Source organism: Empedobacter sp. UBA3475 (assembly GCF_002378465.1).
GTDB lineage: Bacteria > Bacteroidota > Bacteroidia > Flavobacteriales > Weeksellaceae > Empedobacter > Empedobacter falsenii_B.
This window is the reverse complement of sequence record NZ_DFRA01000029.1, coordinates 7,900-25,136: the sequence shown is the minus strand read 5'-3', so window position 1 is coordinate 25,136 and position 17,237 is coordinate 7,900. Positions and strand designations below refer to the sequence as shown.

General features: G+C 31.4%; 16 protein-coding genes. 5 read left to right on the top strand and 11 right to left on the bottom strand.

Annotation, left to right across the window (positions count from 1 at the left end; all coding sequences use genetic code 11):
- Positions 1-162: 162 nt before the first annotated feature.
- Entirely contained in the window at positions 163-1,029 is an 867-nt protein-coding gene (locus B3I31_RS06145) for a cupin-like domain-containing protein (protein WP_125350158.1), read from the bottom strand.
- A gap of 289 nt (positions 1,030-1,318) precedes the next feature.
- On the opposite strand from B3I31_RS06145, the gene B3I31_RS06140 reads away from it, so the two are divergent.
- Positions 1,319-3,472 carry an OmpA family protein gene (locus tag B3I31_RS06140; protein ID WP_291087755.1) on the top strand — a complete coding sequence of 718 codons (2,154 nt, stop codon included), beginning with the start codon at positions 1,319-1,321 and terminating at the stop codon, positions 3,470-3,472.
- A gap of 63 nt (positions 3,473-3,535) precedes the next feature.
- On the opposite strand, the gene B3I31_RS06135 is transcribed toward B3I31_RS06140, so the two are convergent.
- Together B3I31_RS06135 and B3I31_RS06130 are read right to left on the bottom strand one after the other, a co-directional pair.
- A complete protein-coding gene (locus tag B3I31_RS06135) occupies positions 3,536-4,741 on the bottom strand; it encodes an RsmB/NOP family class I SAM-dependent RNA methyltransferase (RefSeq protein ID WP_038333863.1) in 1,206 nt (401 codons plus the stop codon).
- 54 nt (positions 4,742-4,795) lie between these two features.
- Entirely contained in the window at positions 4,796-5,218 is a 423-nt protein-coding gene (locus tag B3I31_RS06130; RefSeq protein WP_221856687.1) for an acyl-CoA thioesterase, read from the bottom strand.
- Positions 5,219-5,580: 362 nt separating this feature from the next.
- Here B3I31_RS06130 and B3I31_RS06125 point away from each other — a divergent pair, with 362 nt between their 5' ends.
- Complete coding sequence (locus B3I31_RS06125) at positions 5,581-7,713, top strand: Tex family protein (protein WP_291059336.1); 2,133 nt, start codon at positions 5,581-5,583, stop codon at positions 7,711-7,713.
- A gap of 75 nt (positions 7,714-7,788) precedes the next feature.
- Here the strand turns inward: B3I31_RS06125 and B3I31_RS06120 are convergent, their stop codons facing one another.
- Together B3I31_RS06120 and B3I31_RS06115 are read right to left on the bottom strand one after the other, a co-directional pair.
- Entirely contained in the window at positions 7,789-8,292 is a 504-nt protein-coding gene (locus B3I31_RS06120; RefSeq protein WP_291059334.1) for a DUF2314 domain-containing protein, read from the bottom strand.
- Positions 8,293-8,334: 42 nt separating this feature from the next.
- On the bottom strand, positions 8,335-9,723 hold the full coding sequence (locus B3I31_RS06115) for an HTTM domain-containing protein (RefSeq protein WP_291059332.1): 1,389 nt from the start codon (positions 9,721-9,723) through the stop codon (positions 8,335-8,337).
- A 72-nt stretch (positions 9,724-9,795) separates the two neighbouring features.
- Between B3I31_RS06115 and B3I31_RS06110 the strand changes: the two genes are divergently transcribed.
- Positions 9,796-10,197 carry a thiol-disulfide oxidoreductase DCC family protein gene (locus tag B3I31_RS06110; RefSeq protein ID WP_291059330.1) on the top strand — a complete coding sequence of 134 codons (402 nt, stop codon included), beginning with the start codon at positions 9,796-9,798 and terminating at the stop codon, positions 10,195-10,197.
- Between the two features lie 11 nt (positions 10,198-10,208).
- On the opposite strand, the gene B3I31_RS06105 is transcribed toward B3I31_RS06110, so the two are convergent.
- The 3 genes from B3I31_RS06105 to hisE all read right to left on the bottom strand — a co-directional run bounded on the left by B3I31_RS06105 (position 10,209) and on the right by hisE (position 11,845).
- On the bottom strand, positions 10,209-10,424 hold the full coding sequence (locus tag B3I31_RS06105; RefSeq protein WP_260509645.1) for a GNAT family N-acetyltransferase: 216 nt from the start codon (positions 10,422-10,424) through the stop codon (positions 10,209-10,211).
- Between the two features lie 281 nt (positions 10,425-10,705).
- Positions 10,706-11,482 (bottom strand): M48 family metalloprotease, encoded by a 777-nt coding sequence (locus B3I31_RS06100; RefSeq protein ID WP_291059328.1) that lies wholly within the window; start codon positions 11,480-11,482, stop codon positions 10,706-10,708.
- 18 nt (positions 11,483-11,500) lie between these two features.
- Positions 11,501-11,845 carry a phosphoribosyl-ATP diphosphatase gene (gene hisE, locus B3I31_RS06095; RefSeq protein WP_125350653.1) on the bottom strand — a complete coding sequence of 115 codons (345 nt, stop codon included), beginning with the start codon at positions 11,843-11,845 and terminating at the stop codon, positions 11,501-11,503.
- A 230-nt stretch (positions 11,846-12,075) separates the two neighbouring features.
- Here hisE and gcvP point away from each other — a divergent pair, with 230 nt between their 5' ends.
- Both gcvP and aqpZ read left to right on the top strand, forming a co-directional pair.
- Positions 12,076-14,931 carry an aminomethyl-transferring glycine dehydrogenase gene (gcvP, locus tag B3I31_RS06090; protein WP_286495377.1) on the top strand — a complete coding sequence of 952 codons (2,856 nt, stop codon included), beginning with the start codon at positions 12,076-12,078 and terminating at the stop codon, positions 14,929-14,931.
- A gap of 148 nt (positions 14,932-15,079) precedes the next feature.
- The gene (gene aqpZ / locus B3I31_RS06085; RefSeq protein ID WP_291059326.1) at positions 15,080-15,790 is read left to right on the top strand and encodes an aquaporin Z; all 711 of its coding nucleotides are present in this window, start codon (positions 15,080-15,082) and stop codon (positions 15,788-15,790) included.
- 26 nt (positions 15,791-15,816) lie between these two features.
- On the opposite strand, the gene B3I31_RS06080 is transcribed toward aqpZ, so the two are convergent.
- The 3 genes from B3I31_RS06080 to B3I31_RS06070 form a co-directional block, all read right to left on the bottom strand.
- Positions 15,817-16,518: a hypothetical protein gene (locus tag B3I31_RS06080; RefSeq protein ID WP_291059325.1), complete on the bottom strand. Its 702-nt coding sequence runs from the start codon at positions 16,516-16,518 to the stop codon at positions 15,817-15,819.
- Entirely contained in the window at positions 16,515-16,853 is a 339-nt protein-coding gene (locus tag B3I31_RS06075; RefSeq protein ID WP_291059323.1) for a PadR family transcriptional regulator, read from the bottom strand. Before B3I31_RS06075 ends, B3I31_RS06080 begins: the two co-directional genes overlap by 4 nt.
- Positions 16,854-16,980: 127 nt before the next feature.
- Complete coding sequence (locus tag B3I31_RS06070; RefSeq protein ID WP_291059321.1) at positions 16,981-17,172, bottom strand: hypothetical protein; 192 nt, start codon at positions 17,170-17,172, stop codon at positions 16,981-16,983.
- Positions 17,173-17,237 lie beyond the last annotated feature (65 nt).

Here is a 17,237-nt window from a genome sequence, read left to right as displayed (position 1 = left end):
ACTAAAAATTCAGAAAAATATTCTGCAAATATCTATCGAAATTTTAAAACATGAAAATCAAATATTTATTGATTTATAAGTTTTTAGGACAGTAGAATAAAAAAAGGAACATCTTTCGAAAGATATTCCTTCATTTAGAAAAATTTTCTAAAAACTGTATTTTTATTTCGCAATTAATTTATTTGTTTGTGTAATTGCGCGCTCATTTTTTTCTTCAATCCAAGTTTTACCTTTTATTTTTCGCATCACATTATCGTATGTACGCATCAAAAATATGTTATAAATCGCTTCGGACAAATTTTTTGGTTTATGTGCCAACGAACGCAAACTCATCGAAAAACCTGGCGTCAAATATTTCATATAATGCCACCAACCTTCTGGCATATAAAGCATTTCTCCGTGTTTTAGGTCTGCAACCATCGGATTTATATTTTTCAGCGCTGGCCATTTATCAAAATCAGGATTATCAAAATCAATATCTTCTCTACAAATTACCGAATGCGGAATTTTGTACATGTATTTCGAATCCTTTGGCGGAACAATAATACAACGTTTTTTTCCTGCAAAATGGAAATGCAAAATATTCGCTAAATCGATATCATAATGCATAAAAACATTCGATCCTTCACCTCCAAAAAATAACATTGGCATCGATTTGAAAAGATTCAAACCCAAATCTGGCATTTTATAATCTTGTTGCAATTGCGGAACTTGACTCATCAAATTGTACAAAAATATACGCAAATCTGTCGGCTCACTTTGCAACAAATCTACATATTCAGACATTTTCATCTTTGCTACTGGTTCATTTACTTTCTTCGTATAATCAACCGGATCATTATTGTATAAAGGGACAACCTTGTTGCCTGCAACTTGTTTTATATACTCAAAATTCCACTTTTCGTACGCAGGCCAATCCTCTGTAATTCGCTCTACTACAACTGGTTTTTGAGGTTTAACGTAATATTTCTGAAAATCTTTTGCAGAAATACTTTCTACTCTTTCAACTTCTGTGAAATTAAAATTCATCTTTTATGTAAAATAAAGTGCAAATTTACTTAACTTTTTTGTTAAATCTGAAAGAAGCAATTATTAAACCAATCTTTTTTAAATATGATTTAATAATTATTTCTGATTTGACGATTTATTAAATATACATTAAACTTTACTATAACTGATGATAGAAAATACATCAATTCTTTCATTATCTTTACATTGAATTTTTAAAATCGATTCGTTGAACACAAAAAATCTATTTTTTTCCTTTTTTTTTATTCTGCTGAATACATTTTGTTGTGCACAGCAAATTTATCCGTATTTGGAACTTCAAAATGAAGAAGATTTTGAAAAAATAGAAGCAATTTCTCTCGAAAATGACTATAATTTTCATCATTTATTGGGTAATTTGAGTCATAATTTTACATTTCAGAACAATTCTTCGGAAGATATTTTGGCTAAATTTATTTATCCTTATCAAGCTTCTCAAAATTTGTACGAATTAAAAGCTTTTGTAAATGATAAAGTTTTCGAAATTCAATCCAAATCGATTGTAGATATTCGAAAAGAGTTAAAAAATATTGATGCTTCAACTATTTTTAAAAATCAACAAAACAATCAAGTTTTACAATTAGATTTAGGAAAAATTCCTGCACATGCTACACTAAAAATTCAGCTAAAAGTTTCGAAAATTGTTGAAGAAAATAGTTTGAATTATCAAGTTTCATTTTTAGAATTTATCGTTAAACGAACAGAATCTTTTACCCAAATTCATCGTTGGAACAATCAATTGAATGGTTACCCGAAAAACATAAATTCAGTTATTCATCTTTCGGGAAATTTTCCGATTTCAAAAATTGTTTCTGATTTAAAATTTTCAAAGGAAAATGATCGAAATTATGTTTCAAAAAATTTCGATAAAAAGATTCCAACTCTTCAATATGCTTATACAAAAAATGAACTACAAACAGGAATTGAAACGTTTACTGAAAATGGTTGCGATTATATTTTAGGAACAATTGAACCTGCAAATAATCCTTCTAAATACAATGCTCCGCGAGAATTTTTGTTCGTTTTGGATGCTTCTGGTTCTATGATGAATCAACCAATTGAAACCACCAAAAAATTGATGAATCAACTTCTTCCAAATCTAAACGAAACAGATAAATTTAATATGTTGGTTTATTCTACGAAAAATGAATTAATTTTTAATTCTTCTCAATTTCCAACGAAAGAAAACATCACTTTAGCTTTAGAAAAAGTTAATTATTTGAATGGAACTGGCGAAAAATTATTGGATGAAGCAATAGAGCAAATTCAGAAAAATCCTTTTGATAAAAACTATAAAAGAATCATCGCAATTATTTCTGATGGAGCGATAAATTTGAATGAAACGGTTTATAATTCACTCCGAAATTATGCAAAAGATACTCAATTTATAACATTAGGAATTGGAAAAGAATTGGATTATCATGCGATGAATTTCATAAGTTTAGCAACAGGAACGCTTCCGATTACAGTCAATGAACCAAAAGAATTGAATCAAAAAACAGCTCAATTTCAGCAAGCTGTTTTGAATTCTTCTATTTATCACCTTAAAGTTCAATCATCCCAAATCAACCTCAATGAAACGTTTCCGAAGAATTTCAATACGTATTTAGCTCAAAATTCGGTCAATTTTGTTTCGCGTGATTGCAATCGTCGTTATCCAAAAAAAATCGAAATCATAGGTCTTCAATCCAACCAAAATTTCACTCAAAACTTTGAGATTAAACAACCAAATCCAAGTGAATTTACAGAAGCAATTAAATTTTATTGGGCAAAACAAAAGATCGATTATCTCTTAAAAGATGAAGAACGTTGCGGTGAAATGTGCAAAAAAGATGGACGATATCGAAAAGAAATTGAGAAAATTGGAACTGAATTTAACATTTCAACACCTTATAATTTATTGATTCAAAAAGGAAATATAGAAAATTACAACAATGATTATGATACAGATGCCGATGGCGTGATGGATATCGAAGATGAATGTCCGTATATAAAAGGAAATCGTTTTGGAAATGGTTGTCCTGAAAGTAATTTGAGTGATAAAAAGATTGGAAATTATGTTCAAGATTATTCAAATTATTTGATGGAGACCGTCGAATTTGATTTTAATAAAGCTGAAATCAGAGCGATTGATTATCCAAAATTGAATGAAGTTGTTGCAATTATGAAACGAAATCCATCGCTTCATTTTATCATCGAAGGTCACACAGACGCAGTTGGAACAGAATCTTACAATTTCGATTTATCACAACGAAGAGCAAATGCTGTATTGAATTATTTGGTAGAAAAAGGTCTGAATAAAAATCGATTTTCAATTTCTGCCAAAGGTTTTTCGGATTTGAAATACAAAGAATGTAATCCTGCCACAAATTGTATTGATTGGAAAAATTTTGAGAATAGACGAGTTAGATTTAGGATAAAATAATTATTGTAACAAAAAAAGACCAAGCTTTCACTTAGTCTTTTGTATCTTATAATAATTAACAGCTTAAGAAATTCTTTCAATCAAAGCCATGTAAAATCCATCATAATTAGTTTGAGATGGATAATGCATTTTGTCTGAAACCATTTTATAATTTGGATTATTTTTCAAGAATTTTTCTACTTGTTGTTCATTTTCTTGTGGTAAAATAGAACAAGTTGCATAAACCATCATTCCACCAACTTTAATGATTTTAGAATAATCAGCTAATATTTTTTCTTGTGTTGCTAATATTTCGTCAATAAATTCTGGTCTTAATTTCCATTTTGCATCAGGATTACGTTTCAAAACTCCCATTCCAGAACAAGGCGCATCAATCAACAAGCGGTCAGCAGAATTTTCCATACGCTTGATTGTTTTTGCTTCAATCACCTTTGTTTGTACATTTTGCACATTGTTACGTTTTGCACGACGTTTCAATTCTTTCAATTTCCAATCGTACAAATCCATTGCAATAATTTGCCCTTTGTTTTCCATCAAAGCAGCTAAATGCAATGTTTTTCCTCCTGCACCAGCACAAGCATCTACCACACGCATTCCTGGTTGAACACGTAAATATGGCGCAATCAATTGTGATCCTGCATCTTGAACTTCGAACCAACCATTCTGAAATTCATCTGTACGAAAAATATTTGTTTTCTCTTCTAGCTCTAAAGCATCTTGATATTTCGATAAAACTTTCGTTTTTATTCTACGCTCCTTCAACGCTTTTTGTAATGTTTTACGGTCTGTTTTCAAGGAATTCACACGTAAAACTGTTGGTGCTTGCGAGTTCATTGCATGCACTTCATCTAACCAACGATTTCCCAACGACTTCTCTCCTAACTCGAACATCCAATCTGGATACGATTCAGCAACCGCAATATTTTTAGACGAATTGTGATGTCTTTTCAAGACTTCTTTTGGATAGATTTTTTGAAATTCTTCCCATTTTGGTAACGTTTGCTCTGGATCTAAAGCAAACCAAGTTCCAACAAACTCCCAAATTGTATCAGGAGAAAGCGGACGGCTCATTGCCCCTTCAACCAAACGTTTCCAACGAACTAAATCGTAAACCGTTTCGGCAATAAAAGCACGATCGCGCGCTCCCCATTGCTTATTAGATTTCAATGTTCGCTCAACTTCTTTATCTGCATATTTTCCTTCGAAGAAAATTTGTTGCAATGTGTCGGTAATTCCGACAAATAAATTTTTATATGGTAAAATCTTCATAACTCGGTGCAAATTTACAAAGACTTAAATGATTAGCGTAATTAATTTATAAGATTATACAACTTCAAAAAGATCTTTTATCTTTTGAGGAACCTCAACCACTTTATTTTGCTGATAATCGAAGGTCACAATTCCTGTTTTCGCTTTTGCAATTAATTTATCTTTTGTAGAAATTTTATAGATTACATCAAAACTAACACGCGAAAAATCTTGCACACCAATCTCAATCAACAATTCATCACCATAAAAAGCTTGATTTTTATACTCAATCGCAACATCACCCATAATCACACTTACACCTCCAAAATCTAATTCCGAATAGCCATAATGTTGAAAAAACTGAATTCGCGATTCATGTATAATGGACAATACTTTATCGTTTGCCAAATGATTTCCATAATTGAGATCAGTTATGCGTACTGGTATTATTGTTGAAAATAAAAATTTGTCTGAAAAATCTAATTTTATACGAGCCATTTTGTAGATATATTTGCTCAAAGATAAGAAAGTTGTATAAAAAAAAACGGGTTTAAGCTCCTCAGCTTAAACCCAATTGATTTTTAAAAAAACTTACACTAGTAAGTATAAATTTAACATTAAAAAAAATCAATCTTACTCTCTACTACCTAAGGTCAAATTTAGAAATAATTTAATAAACACCAAAACTTTTTAGAAAATTTTTATTATTCTTTTTTATTTAAAATAAGACTGATATTAAAAACTCTAAATATTAGATTATTATATAAAAAAAGCACTCTATTAAATACGACCTATATAAATAAAACATGCTATTTTTTATGTTTGTGAAAAATAGTAATTTGCAAGGCCAAACTTTTAACATGAATTTGATTCAATACATTCATCAACATCTTAATTCTATTTCAGAAAAATCAATCAACAATACAGTAAATTGTTTGAATGAAGATAATACCATACCCTTTATTGCGAGATATAGAAAAGAGGTCACAGGAAATCTTGATGAAGTTCAAATTTCTGCTATAAAAAAACTGCAAAATCAATACAATGAAATTGTTTCTCGAAAAGAATTTATTTTAAAAACATTGGAAGAGCAGAATCAATTGAGCAATGAATTACAACAACGTATTCAGAAAAGTTTTGATTTGGTTCAATTAGAAGATTTATATCTTCCTTATAAAAAGAAGAAAAAAACACGTGCAACCATTGCAAAAGAAAAAGGTTTAGAGCCTTTGGCAAAAATCATCATGAAGCAAAATAATATTCCTGATTTGGATGATTTAGCAAAAAAATATCTAAATGAAGATGTGACAAGTATCGAAGATGCTTTTGCAGGTGTACAAGATATTATTGCAGAATGGATAAATGAAAATGAATATGTACGTCATCGATTGCGAGATATTTTCAGAAAATCTGCTTTGATTGAAAGTAAACTAGTAAAATCTAAAATAGATGATGAAGATTCGGCTAAATACTCGAACTATTTTGAATACGAAGAATTATTGAAAAAAATTGCTTCTCACCGATTATTGGCTATTTTACGCGGCGAAAATGAAGGTTTTTTGAAAGTAAATGTATCAATTGATAAAAAAGAAGCCTTCAAATTTTTAGAATATACGTTGATAAAATCTATTCAACCAGAAGTTTCTTGGGTTATTGAGGAAGCGATAAAAGATGCTTACAAACGACTTTTAGCTCCTTCAATCTCAAATGAAGTGTTGAAAGAAGCAAAACAAAAAGCAGATGAAACATCAATAAATGTTTTTTCGAAAAACTTAAATCAATTGCTTTTGGCGCCACCTCTGGGAGAAAAACGAATTTTAGCGATAGATCCTGGTTACAAATCGGGATGCAAAGTGGTTGTTTTAGATGAGCAAGGCGATTTGTTACACAACGAAAATATCTATCCTCATGCGCCACAAAATGAAAAAACTCAAGCTATCAAAAAATTAAAATCGCTTGTCAATGCTTATAATGTAGATGCAATTTCAATAGGAAATGGAACAGCTTCTCGCGAGACAGAATATTTGGTTCAGAATATTGCATTTGATCGTCCACTAAAAGTTTTTGTTGTAAATGAAGCTGGTGCTTCGGTTTATTCGGCTTCTAAAATTGCGCGCGACGAATTTCCGGATAAAGATGTTACCGTTCGCGGTGCTGTTTCTATAGGCCGCCGTTTACAAGATCCTTTGGCAGAATTAGTAAAAATAGAGCCAAAATCGATTGGAGTTGGTCAGTATCAACATGATGTCGATCAAACTTTATTGAAAAATGAGTTGGATGATGTTGTTTCTTTCTGTGTAAACAAAGTTGGTGTAAATCTGAACACAGCAAGCAAACATTTACTAAATTATGTTGCAGGAATTGGTGAAAAAATGGCTGAAAATATTGTAGAATATCGAAGCGAAAATGGTGCATTTAATTCGAGAAAAGAGTTACTAAAAGTTCCTCGTTTGGGTGAAAAAGCATTCTTACAAGCTTCTGCTTTTTTACGAATTCCAAATGCAAAAAATCCGTTAGATAATTCTGCTGTTCACCCAGAATCGTATGCTCTTGTAGAGAAAATGGCGAAAGATTTGAAAGTTGATTTGAAAGATTTAATTCAGAATAAAGAATTGATTAATCAACTTGATTTAACCAAATATATTACCGAAAAAGTAGGTTTACCAACTTTAGAAGATATTAAAAAAGAACTTGAAAAACCTGGTTTAGATCCGCGTTCTACTGCAAAAGTTTTTAGTTTTGATCAACGATTAAAGAAATTCGAAGATTTGCAATTGGGCATGAAAGTTCCTGGAATTATTAATAATATTACCAATTTTGGCTGTTTTGTAGATATAGGAATCAAAGAAAATGGTTTGATTCATATTTCTAAAATTTCGAATGAATTTATTTCAGATGTAAATTCAAAAGTGCATTTGAGTCAACAAATTGAAGTAACCGTAATTGGAATTGATACAGAAAAACGTAAAATTCAATTGTCTTTGATTGATTAAGGAAAATAATTTCAAAATTAAAAGGCAATCTAACGAAAGATTGCCTTTTTGATTTTATTATTTTCTGAGCAGAAATTAATCCTCAAATTTTACTTTATATTGTTTATCAAACTCTTTTTTCTGCGCATCAGTCATTTTACTACGCATATATTTTATTGTAAATCCACCAATCATTTTATCACCTTTATAATACATCCAATCTGATAATTTGGTCGGATCAATCACAACTGTATCATTGTGTTTAACTAATTTTGTGTATTGAGGAACGTTGTCCACAATTCCTTTTAATTGGTCGTTGTCCGAATATACATCACGAATCCAAATATGTTCTTTTTGTGTCGCATTCGGAATATCATACATTTGTTTGACAATAAAATTAGTCGTTGTAGTATCTTTCATCGATAACGCCAATTTGAAATCATCAAACGTTTGTTGTGCTTCCTTTCCAATACTATCCAAATCTTTTTGTTCTTGCTTTTGCTTATCCAAACCTTTGTAAGCACTTACTCCATTATCTTCCTTATTACCACAAGAAAATAATAAAGCCGAAAAAGCTATTGCGAATAATGTATATTTCATAATTGTATTTCTTTGATTGTTGTCTTATAAAGTTACATAAATTTATTCAAAATAAGATAAATTCAACTCTTTTGGTGTTGGCTGAATCCATTTTTGATGTCCAAAATAACTCCAAGTTGTGTAAGCTAAATTGTAATTTGCATTTGTAAATTGATAATAATCGCTGCCATTGACAGAAACTTTTGCATCCACAAAAACTTTGACATCATTCACACCATTTTTCGCATAATCATATTTTACATAGCGTGCAAATTGCCACATCATATCTGGACTAACCGCCATTTTTGACATTTGTTTAAAGGTTAGATATTTAGTCAAATCTACTTTCTCGCGTTTCAAGAATTTACCTTTTTTCTGTGGATCTGGTTTCGAAACATATACCACAACTTCACCCGCTTTGTTACGCAACATCATTCGCCAAGCCATGCGATGACCTTCCTCTGTCCAAAAAACATTTCCGGGAATAAAGTAATGGCGAACAGGTAAATATATTTGCCAAACTACGTAGAAAAACATCAAATAAGAGAACATGACACGACGAGTTGTCAATAAATTATCATCATCTGAACGATCCATCATAAATGATTTTTTAGGAAAAATAACTTCCTGAATTTTTACTGGATCATAAAAGAATATTAACATTGCCAAAGCAAAGAAAGGAAATATCCCAATCCCGAAAACTGCTGAATTGAAAATATGAAAGGCTACAGCACATTTGAAAGCAATCCCGCGCGTTCTATTCATCAACATTGCAGGAATAATCAATAAATCGAAAAAGAATCCGCCCCAAGCAAAAACCTGTGCAAACTCTAAACTACTTACAACTTTTCCTAATCCAATCAAATTATATTTTGTTGTTAATAAATCGCCATATTCGTGAAATTTCATTTGTAAAAAAACACCGTTAAACCAATCTGGATAAATCTTCGCGAAAGCAGCAAAAGTGTATACAATCAATAACTGAATAATGAATAAAGTTGGCACCCAATTGCGCATAGTTAGACGTTTTATTTTCGGGAAAATCAAACTATCAATCGAAAAGAAATGATGCGCAGGAATTATTGTCATCATCCACGAAACTAGCATAAACAGATAATAATGGTTGTTGTAGCTTGTTTTTTGCATGAAATACGTCAACGACCATAAAATAGAAAATACTATAATCGAAAATCGGTAAGCAAATCCAAACACGATAAACCAGCCTAAAATTCCCATGAGCACGTACAAATAAATCATATTTTGTCCCAAGAAGACATTTGTCCACTCGAATCCGATGAACGAAAATGTAATGTGCGGTTCAACAAAATTTGTTTGTACCCAACCTGTAAAAATGGCTCCCCAACATTCTGCAACAATTAATAAACCAAAGATTATTCGGAAAATTACAAGTGGAGAATTATCAACTTTTCGGAATAAATATTCGCTAAACATGATTGATTGTTAATTTTGGCTAATTTAAAAATAACCTTTAGAGTTTAGCTACTTTTAGCGTATATTTATTGTATGAAAACGAGGAAAATTATTTTGTTTGATGGAATTTGCAATTTATGCAATCAATCTGTTCAGTTTGTGATAGAACATGACAAAAAAAATCAATTTCGTTTTGCTTCTTTACAATCTGATTTTGGACAAAATTTCTTGAAAGAAAATAATTTAGACGCTACTCAATTTGATTCTGTCGTTTTTATTGAAGATGATAAATTTTATACCAAATCATCTGCCGCACTTAAAATTTCGAAATATTTGGACGGAATAACTTCGTTGTTGACTATTTTTATGATTGTTCCAAAGCCTTTGCGCGATGTGGTTTATAGTTTTATTGCGAAAAATCGTTATCGTTGGTTTGGAAAACAAGAAAGTTGCTGGCTTCCTAGTCCAGAATTGAAGGCGAAGTTTTTAGATTAAATTTTAAAGCTTTAACAAATAAAGCCAGTATTTTTTATCAAAAATTGGTTTTGTTCTTTGTTCATTACAAACCCTAAATCTTCATAAAGATGTCGAGCTGAATTCATAAATTCTGATGTATGAAGTGCGATAATTTTTTCATCTGATTCTTTTGCAAATAAAATACAAATTTTTATTAATTCTCTACCTATTCCTTTTCCTAAAAAATTAGGATGGACTCCAACCATTCTCAATTAAGTCCAATCTTTTTCGAATATTTCGGTAGGATTTCCTTTCGAAACTAAAAAAGCCATACCAATAATCTGATTATCGAATTCGCAAACAAAACAAGTAGATTTGGAAAGTAAATCTCTATACGATTGTTATGCACTTAAAAAAGAGTACATCTTATTCCAATTCAAAGGGTTTAAAACATGTTCGAATTGTTGATAAGAATCTATCCCAAGAGTACGAAGATTTTCAACATCAGATAATGTTGCTTCTCTATAAGTTAAAACCATATATATTTCTACTGACTTTTGTATTTCTCAATTGCAGCTTTTATTTTTTCGCGACGATTAGATGGAGATGGATGCGTACTTTGAAATTCTGGAACTTGACTTCCACCCGAAGCTTCTTCCAAAATATCCATTACACCAATCAATGCTTCTGGATTATATCCTGCTTGAATCATAAATCGAACGCCCAAATCATCAGACTCCAATTCATCATCACGACCATATTTCATATTCACCATATTCGCGACTAGTTGTGCGTAATAAGCCGAATTTGCATCTCCAGCTGCAACGCCTGCCGCTCCTGCAATTCCTTGCGAAAGTTCTTGTTTCGACATTTGTTCTGCACTATGACGCGCAATAACGTGACCAACTTCGTGTCCCAAAACTCCAGCCAATTGGTCTTCGTTTTGCAAACGCGTCAACAAAGCTTCGGTAATAAAAATTGGGCCACCAGGCAATGCAAAAGCATTTACAGTTCGATTATCTGCCAACACATAAAACTGAAATGGATAATTCGTTTTATGCGCATCACTAGTATTGACCACTTTCGCGCCTACTCGTTTTACAAGTTCTTGGTATTGCACATTGCGAGATAGTCCACCAAACTCTTGAGCCATTTGCGGAGCCGAATTAATTCCCATCGCAATTTCGTCATCTTTGGTTAATGAAATATATTGCTTTTCGCCTGTAATTTCATTGACTTCCGAAGAAGAAAAATATTTTATAACAGAAAAAATAACAATTGCTGCGGCAATTATTAATTTCATCGACGTTCCGCCCTTTTGCATATCAATATAAGGTGTTAATTATTTTTTGTGCCTTTTCTTTAAAATCTCCAAAACATCTTTTAATTCAAAGCCACGAGCATGTAAAGCCATAAGGTAATAAAAGAAAACATCTGCCGATTCTTCCAAAAAGTTTTCGTCGTTATCTTGTTCCGAAGCAATCACCATTTCTACAGCTTCTTCCCCCATTTTTTTAGCGATTTGCGAATTACCTTTTTTATGAACACGTTTCATTTTAGATTTTTTCGCATCCTCTAATTTCGCCTCTTCCATCATTATTTCCAATTTCTTTAAGAATGGAAATTTTTTTTCTTTTTTGACTTCAGAAGTATTTTCATTAAGTTCCATAAAATCGTTTGTTTTCATAGATTTTTTTAAACGTAGAATAAATTTAAGAAATTCTACCGAATTATTTATCTCAATTCTATTGCCAATATTACTATTTTTTGAAAAAAAAGAAAGTTTTTATTCACATTTATTTCTAAAAAAATAAAATTCTAATCAATTCATTCAATTAATTTTTAAGATTGTTATTCACTTTTATTTTAAGATAAAAAAACGTATTTTTACGCGAAAATAAACATAGCGCAAACACAATGAACACAAACGATTTTTCCATTAGACATATTGGAAACAATGCGCAGCAAGCAGCTGAAATGCTTTCTGTTATTGGGAAAGATTCTATTGATTCTTTAATTGAGGCAACAGTTCCTCAGAACATTCGATTGAAAAATGCTTTGGATCTACCAGAAGCTTTATCAGAATTTGAAGCTATTAATCATTTAGCTGAAATCGCTTCAAAAAATAAAAAAGTAAAAAATTATCTTGGATATGGATATTATGGTACAATTTTACCAGCACCAATTCAACGTAATATATTAGAAAATGCTGGTTGGTACACAGCTTATACACCATACCAAGCGGAAATTGCGCAAGGACGTTTAGAAGCTTTATTAAATTTCCAAACTGTTATTTCTGATTTAACAGGTTTACCTATCGCAAATGCCTCTTTATTAGACGAAGGTACTGCATGTGGTGAAGCAATGCACATGTTATTTGAATCTCGTTCTCGTGATCAAAAGAAAAACAATGTCAACAAATTTTTTGTAGCAGACAACTTATTCCCTCAATCTGTAGCAGTTTTAGAAACGAAAGCACACGGTTTAGGAATTGAATTAGTTGTTGGAAACTTTGAAACAACTGAATTAACAGAAGAATTCTTCGGAGCGATTGTACAATACATCGGAAAAGGAGGACAAATCAATAATTATAAATCATTTGTAGAAAAAGCAAATGCGGTTAACGTAAAAGTTGCTGTTGCAACAGATTTATTAGCTTTAACATTATTAACACCTCCAGGTGAATGGGGAGCTGATATCGCAATTGGTACTTCTCAACGTTTTGGTGTTCCAATGGGATACGGTGGACCACACGCAGCTTTCTTATCTTGTACAGAAGAATATAAGCGTGTAATTCCAGGACGTATTATTGGAGTTTCTCAAGATCGTTTAGGAAATTATGCATTGCGTATGGCTTTACAAACGCGTGAACAACATATCAAACGTGAAAAAGCAACTTCTAACATTTGTACTGCACAAGTATTGTTAGCAGTTATGGCTTCTTTCTACGCGGTTTATCACGGTAAAGATGGTTTACAATATATCGCTGATCAAATCCATACTAAAGCAGCTGTTTTACACGGAGGTTTAGAGCATTTAGGATTTAAATTAGTGAATACAAATTTCTTCGATACAATTCAAATTGAGGTTGAAAACTCTGACGAAATTGTGAAGATTTTTGCAGAAGAAGAAATTAATGTAAATGGATTCGAAAACGGAAAAATTTCAATCACAATTGATGAAATGACTTCTGAAGAAGATATTTTTGAAATTTTAAGTGTTTTTGCAACAATTAAAAACACAGAAGACGGTTTCGAATTTGAAGTAGATGATTCTTATTTACCTCAAGATTTAATCAGAACTTCTGATTTCTTAACACACGAAAACTTCAATTTATATCATACAGAAACAGAATTAATGCGTTACATCAAACGTTTAGAACGTAAAGATTTAGCGCTTAACCAATCGATGATTGCATTAGGTTCTTGTACAATGAAATTGAATGCTGCAACAGAATTATTGCATATGTCTTGGGAAAGAATGGGGAATGTTCACCCTTTCACTCCAAAAGATCAAGTAGAAGGTTACCAAACATTAATCAAAAACTTAGAAGATTATTTAGCTGTAATTACAGGTTTTGATGCAACTTCTTTACAACCAAATTCTGGTGCACAAGGAGAATATGCAGGTTTAATGGTTATTCGTTCTTACTTTGAGGCAAAAGGAGAAGGACACAGAAATGTAGTGTTGATTCCACAATCTGCTCACGGAACTAACCCTGCTTCTGCTGCAATGGCTGGAATGCAAGTTGTTGTTGTGAAAAACTTAGAATCTGGTGAAACAGATTTAGTTGACTTGAAAGAAAAATGTGAAAAACATAAAGATAACTTAGCTGCATTGATGATTACTTATCCATCAACTTATGGCGCTTTTGATAGCAATATCGAAGAAGTTACTGAAATGATTCACGCATACGGAGGTCAAGTTTATATGGACGGTGCAAATATGAATGCACAAGTTGGATTAACTTCTCCAGGAAATATTGGTGCAGACGTTTGTCACTTAAACTTACACAAAACATTCGCTATTCCTCACGGAGGTGGAGGACCTGGTGTAGGACCAATTTGTGTTAAAGCACACTTAGCTCCTTTCTTAGGATCTTCTCCATTAATCGAAACTGGAGGAAAAGAAGCGACAAATACATTTGCTGCAGCTCCTTATGGTTCTGCGTTCATTTTACCAATTTCTTACTCTTACATTTTAATGTTAGGAGCAGAAGGTTTATTGAAAGCGACACAAGGTGCAATTTTAAATGCTAATTACATGAAAACTCGTTTAGAGAAACATTTTGACATTTTATATACAAATGGAAACAATGTAGTGGCACACGAATTTATCTTAGATTGTCGTCCATTCAAAAAAGCAGGTATCGAAGTAACTGATATTGCAAAACGTTTGATTGATTATGGATTCCACGCACCTACTGTATCTTTCCCTGTAGCAGGAACTTTGATGGTAGAGCCAACAGAATCTGAAAACAAAGCAGAATTAGATCGTTTTTGTGATGCATTAATTTCTATTCGTCAAGAAATCGACGAAGTTGCAAACGGAGATTATCCAGTTGACAACAATGTATTACACAATGCGCCTCACCCTATTCATTTGATTACTGCTGACGAGTGGGAATATCCTTACTCTCGTTCTAAAGCTGCATATCCAGCAGAATGGGTTCGCGAGCGTAAATTCTTCGCTTCAGTATCAAGAATTGATGATGCATACGGAGATCGTAACTTAATCTGTACATGTGCCCCAATTGAGGCTTATATGGACTAATAGAAATTTTAAAATAGACTTTTCTAAATATTAAATCGCTCTGATTTCTCAGAGCGATTTTTTTTGTTTTCATAATAAAAGCAATAAAAAGTGTTTGTTATTTAAATTTTTCCTAAATTCATTCCAACTAAACTTTTAATATAACATTATGAAAAATTATGCTGCCGAGTTTTTCGGTACTTTTTGGTTAGTCTTTGGAGGTTGTGGTAGTGCTATCTTTGCTGCAGGAATCCCAGAATTAGGAATTGGATACATGGGAGTCGCACTTGCATTCGGTTTGACAGTTTTGACAATGGCTTATGCGGTTGGTCATATTTCAGGAGGACATTTTAATCCCGCGGTATCATTCGGATTATTTGCTGGCGGACGATTTGATGGAAAACAACTTCTTCCTTATATCATTTCGCAAGTATTAGGCGCAATTGCCGCTGCAGGAGTTTTATACTTAATCGCATCTGGAAACTCAGATTTTGCTATTGACAACACAAAAGCAGGTGCTTTTGCATCCAATGGATATGGTGCTTTTTCTCCCCATGGTTATAGCTTGCAAGCTGCTTTTTTAGCAGAATTTGTCTTAACAGCTTTCTTCTTAATTGTAATTTTAGGTGCAACAGATAAATTTGCAAACGGAAAATTTGCTGGAATCGCTATTGGTTTAGCTTTAACATTAATCCACTTAATTTCTATTCCAATCACTAACACATCTGTAAATCCTGCTCGTTCAACATCACAAGCTATTTTTGTTGGAGGAGAACCTCTTTCTCAATTATGGCTATTTTGGGTTGCTCCAATCGCAGGAGCAATTGTTGGTGGATTAATCTACAAATTTTTATTACAAAAAGACGAAAGTCATACATAAACCAAAAGCTCCAAAAGGAGCTTTTTTTAATTTATTATTAAATGATATTCTGGATACAATTCCTTTAATATTTCTTCGGAATGCTTAGGTAAATAATAGCACGAAACATACAAAATTAAAAATAATAGGGGTAACAATATAGCTGCACCTAAATTCAAATAAAAGAAATTAACATTTAAATGAAGAATTGACTGAATACCTAAATTAAATATTCCCGAAGCAGCTGAAATAGATATAAAATTTTTATAAATCGTTTCTACCAAAACTAATTTTATACCCAACTTTTTTGTTTTACGTTTATATTCCCTATTCAATCGTATAAGTTGAAAAATACTAAAACCATAAAAAAGTATTACTACAACAGCAAAAGTAATTTTTTCATCAATCAAAGTAAAAAGCATATAAACAAGAGCAAAAAGTAAAATCAATCCAATGTATTCTTTCGTTTTTAGATGATCTAAAATTGCTCTATTAATCAGTTTTTTATATTTCTTCTGAAGTTCTAATTTCCTGTTGTCAACAATATCTGAAAATCCAAATACACCAAATTTTTTAAACTCAATTTTTAAAGCATCTTCAAAAGAAATTGTTTCATCAAAATTCCATTGCTCTTCAATTCCACAAGCCAAATGATCAACTAACTCAATCTGTAAATCATAATATTCTACATAATGATTCTTAGTAAATTGAAATAATTTTTCAATTTCAATCTCATTTAATTTTCTCATAGATTAGACAATTTAGGATTAATTAAATTCTGTATTTGATCTATTGTTTCATTCAGTGACGCTAATCGATTGACAGTTTCTTTTTGTCCAATTTCGGTTAATTTGTAATACTTACGGATTCTTCCATTTATTTTTACTACTTCAACTTCAATTACATTTTGGGTTTCGAGCTTATGTAAAATAGGATACAGAGCACCTTCTTTTATTTCAAATTGATTATTAGAAAGGATTTTTATTTTACTTATAATCTCGTAACCATACATTTTACCATTATCTTGTAATAATTTTAAGATAATTGGTTGTAAGGTTCCTTTATAAAATTGAACATCTATCATATACCTAATTTACTTATGTATAGTAAAAATAATATTTTTTTTTAATTATTCTCCTCTTTCAGTAAAAAATCTGTAAAATAATATGTTAATTAAAATATAGGATTGTTCGAAGCTTCCTGTTACAATTCTATTCCTTTGTTTTGTTGTCTTTGTATACAAAATGTTTTAATAATCGCAACACAACATAAAGCACAATTAATACAATTCTATATTTGTATAATTTTTCTAATCCTTCGATTGGAAAGAAATTAACCGAAAGAATTAAAAATAACAAAATTGCAAGAATACAATAACTTAAAGGATTGATTAATTTACTCATTTAGATCATTTTCAATATTAGTTGATTTTTTAGATTACTTGTTACAAAATATTTAAAATAAAATT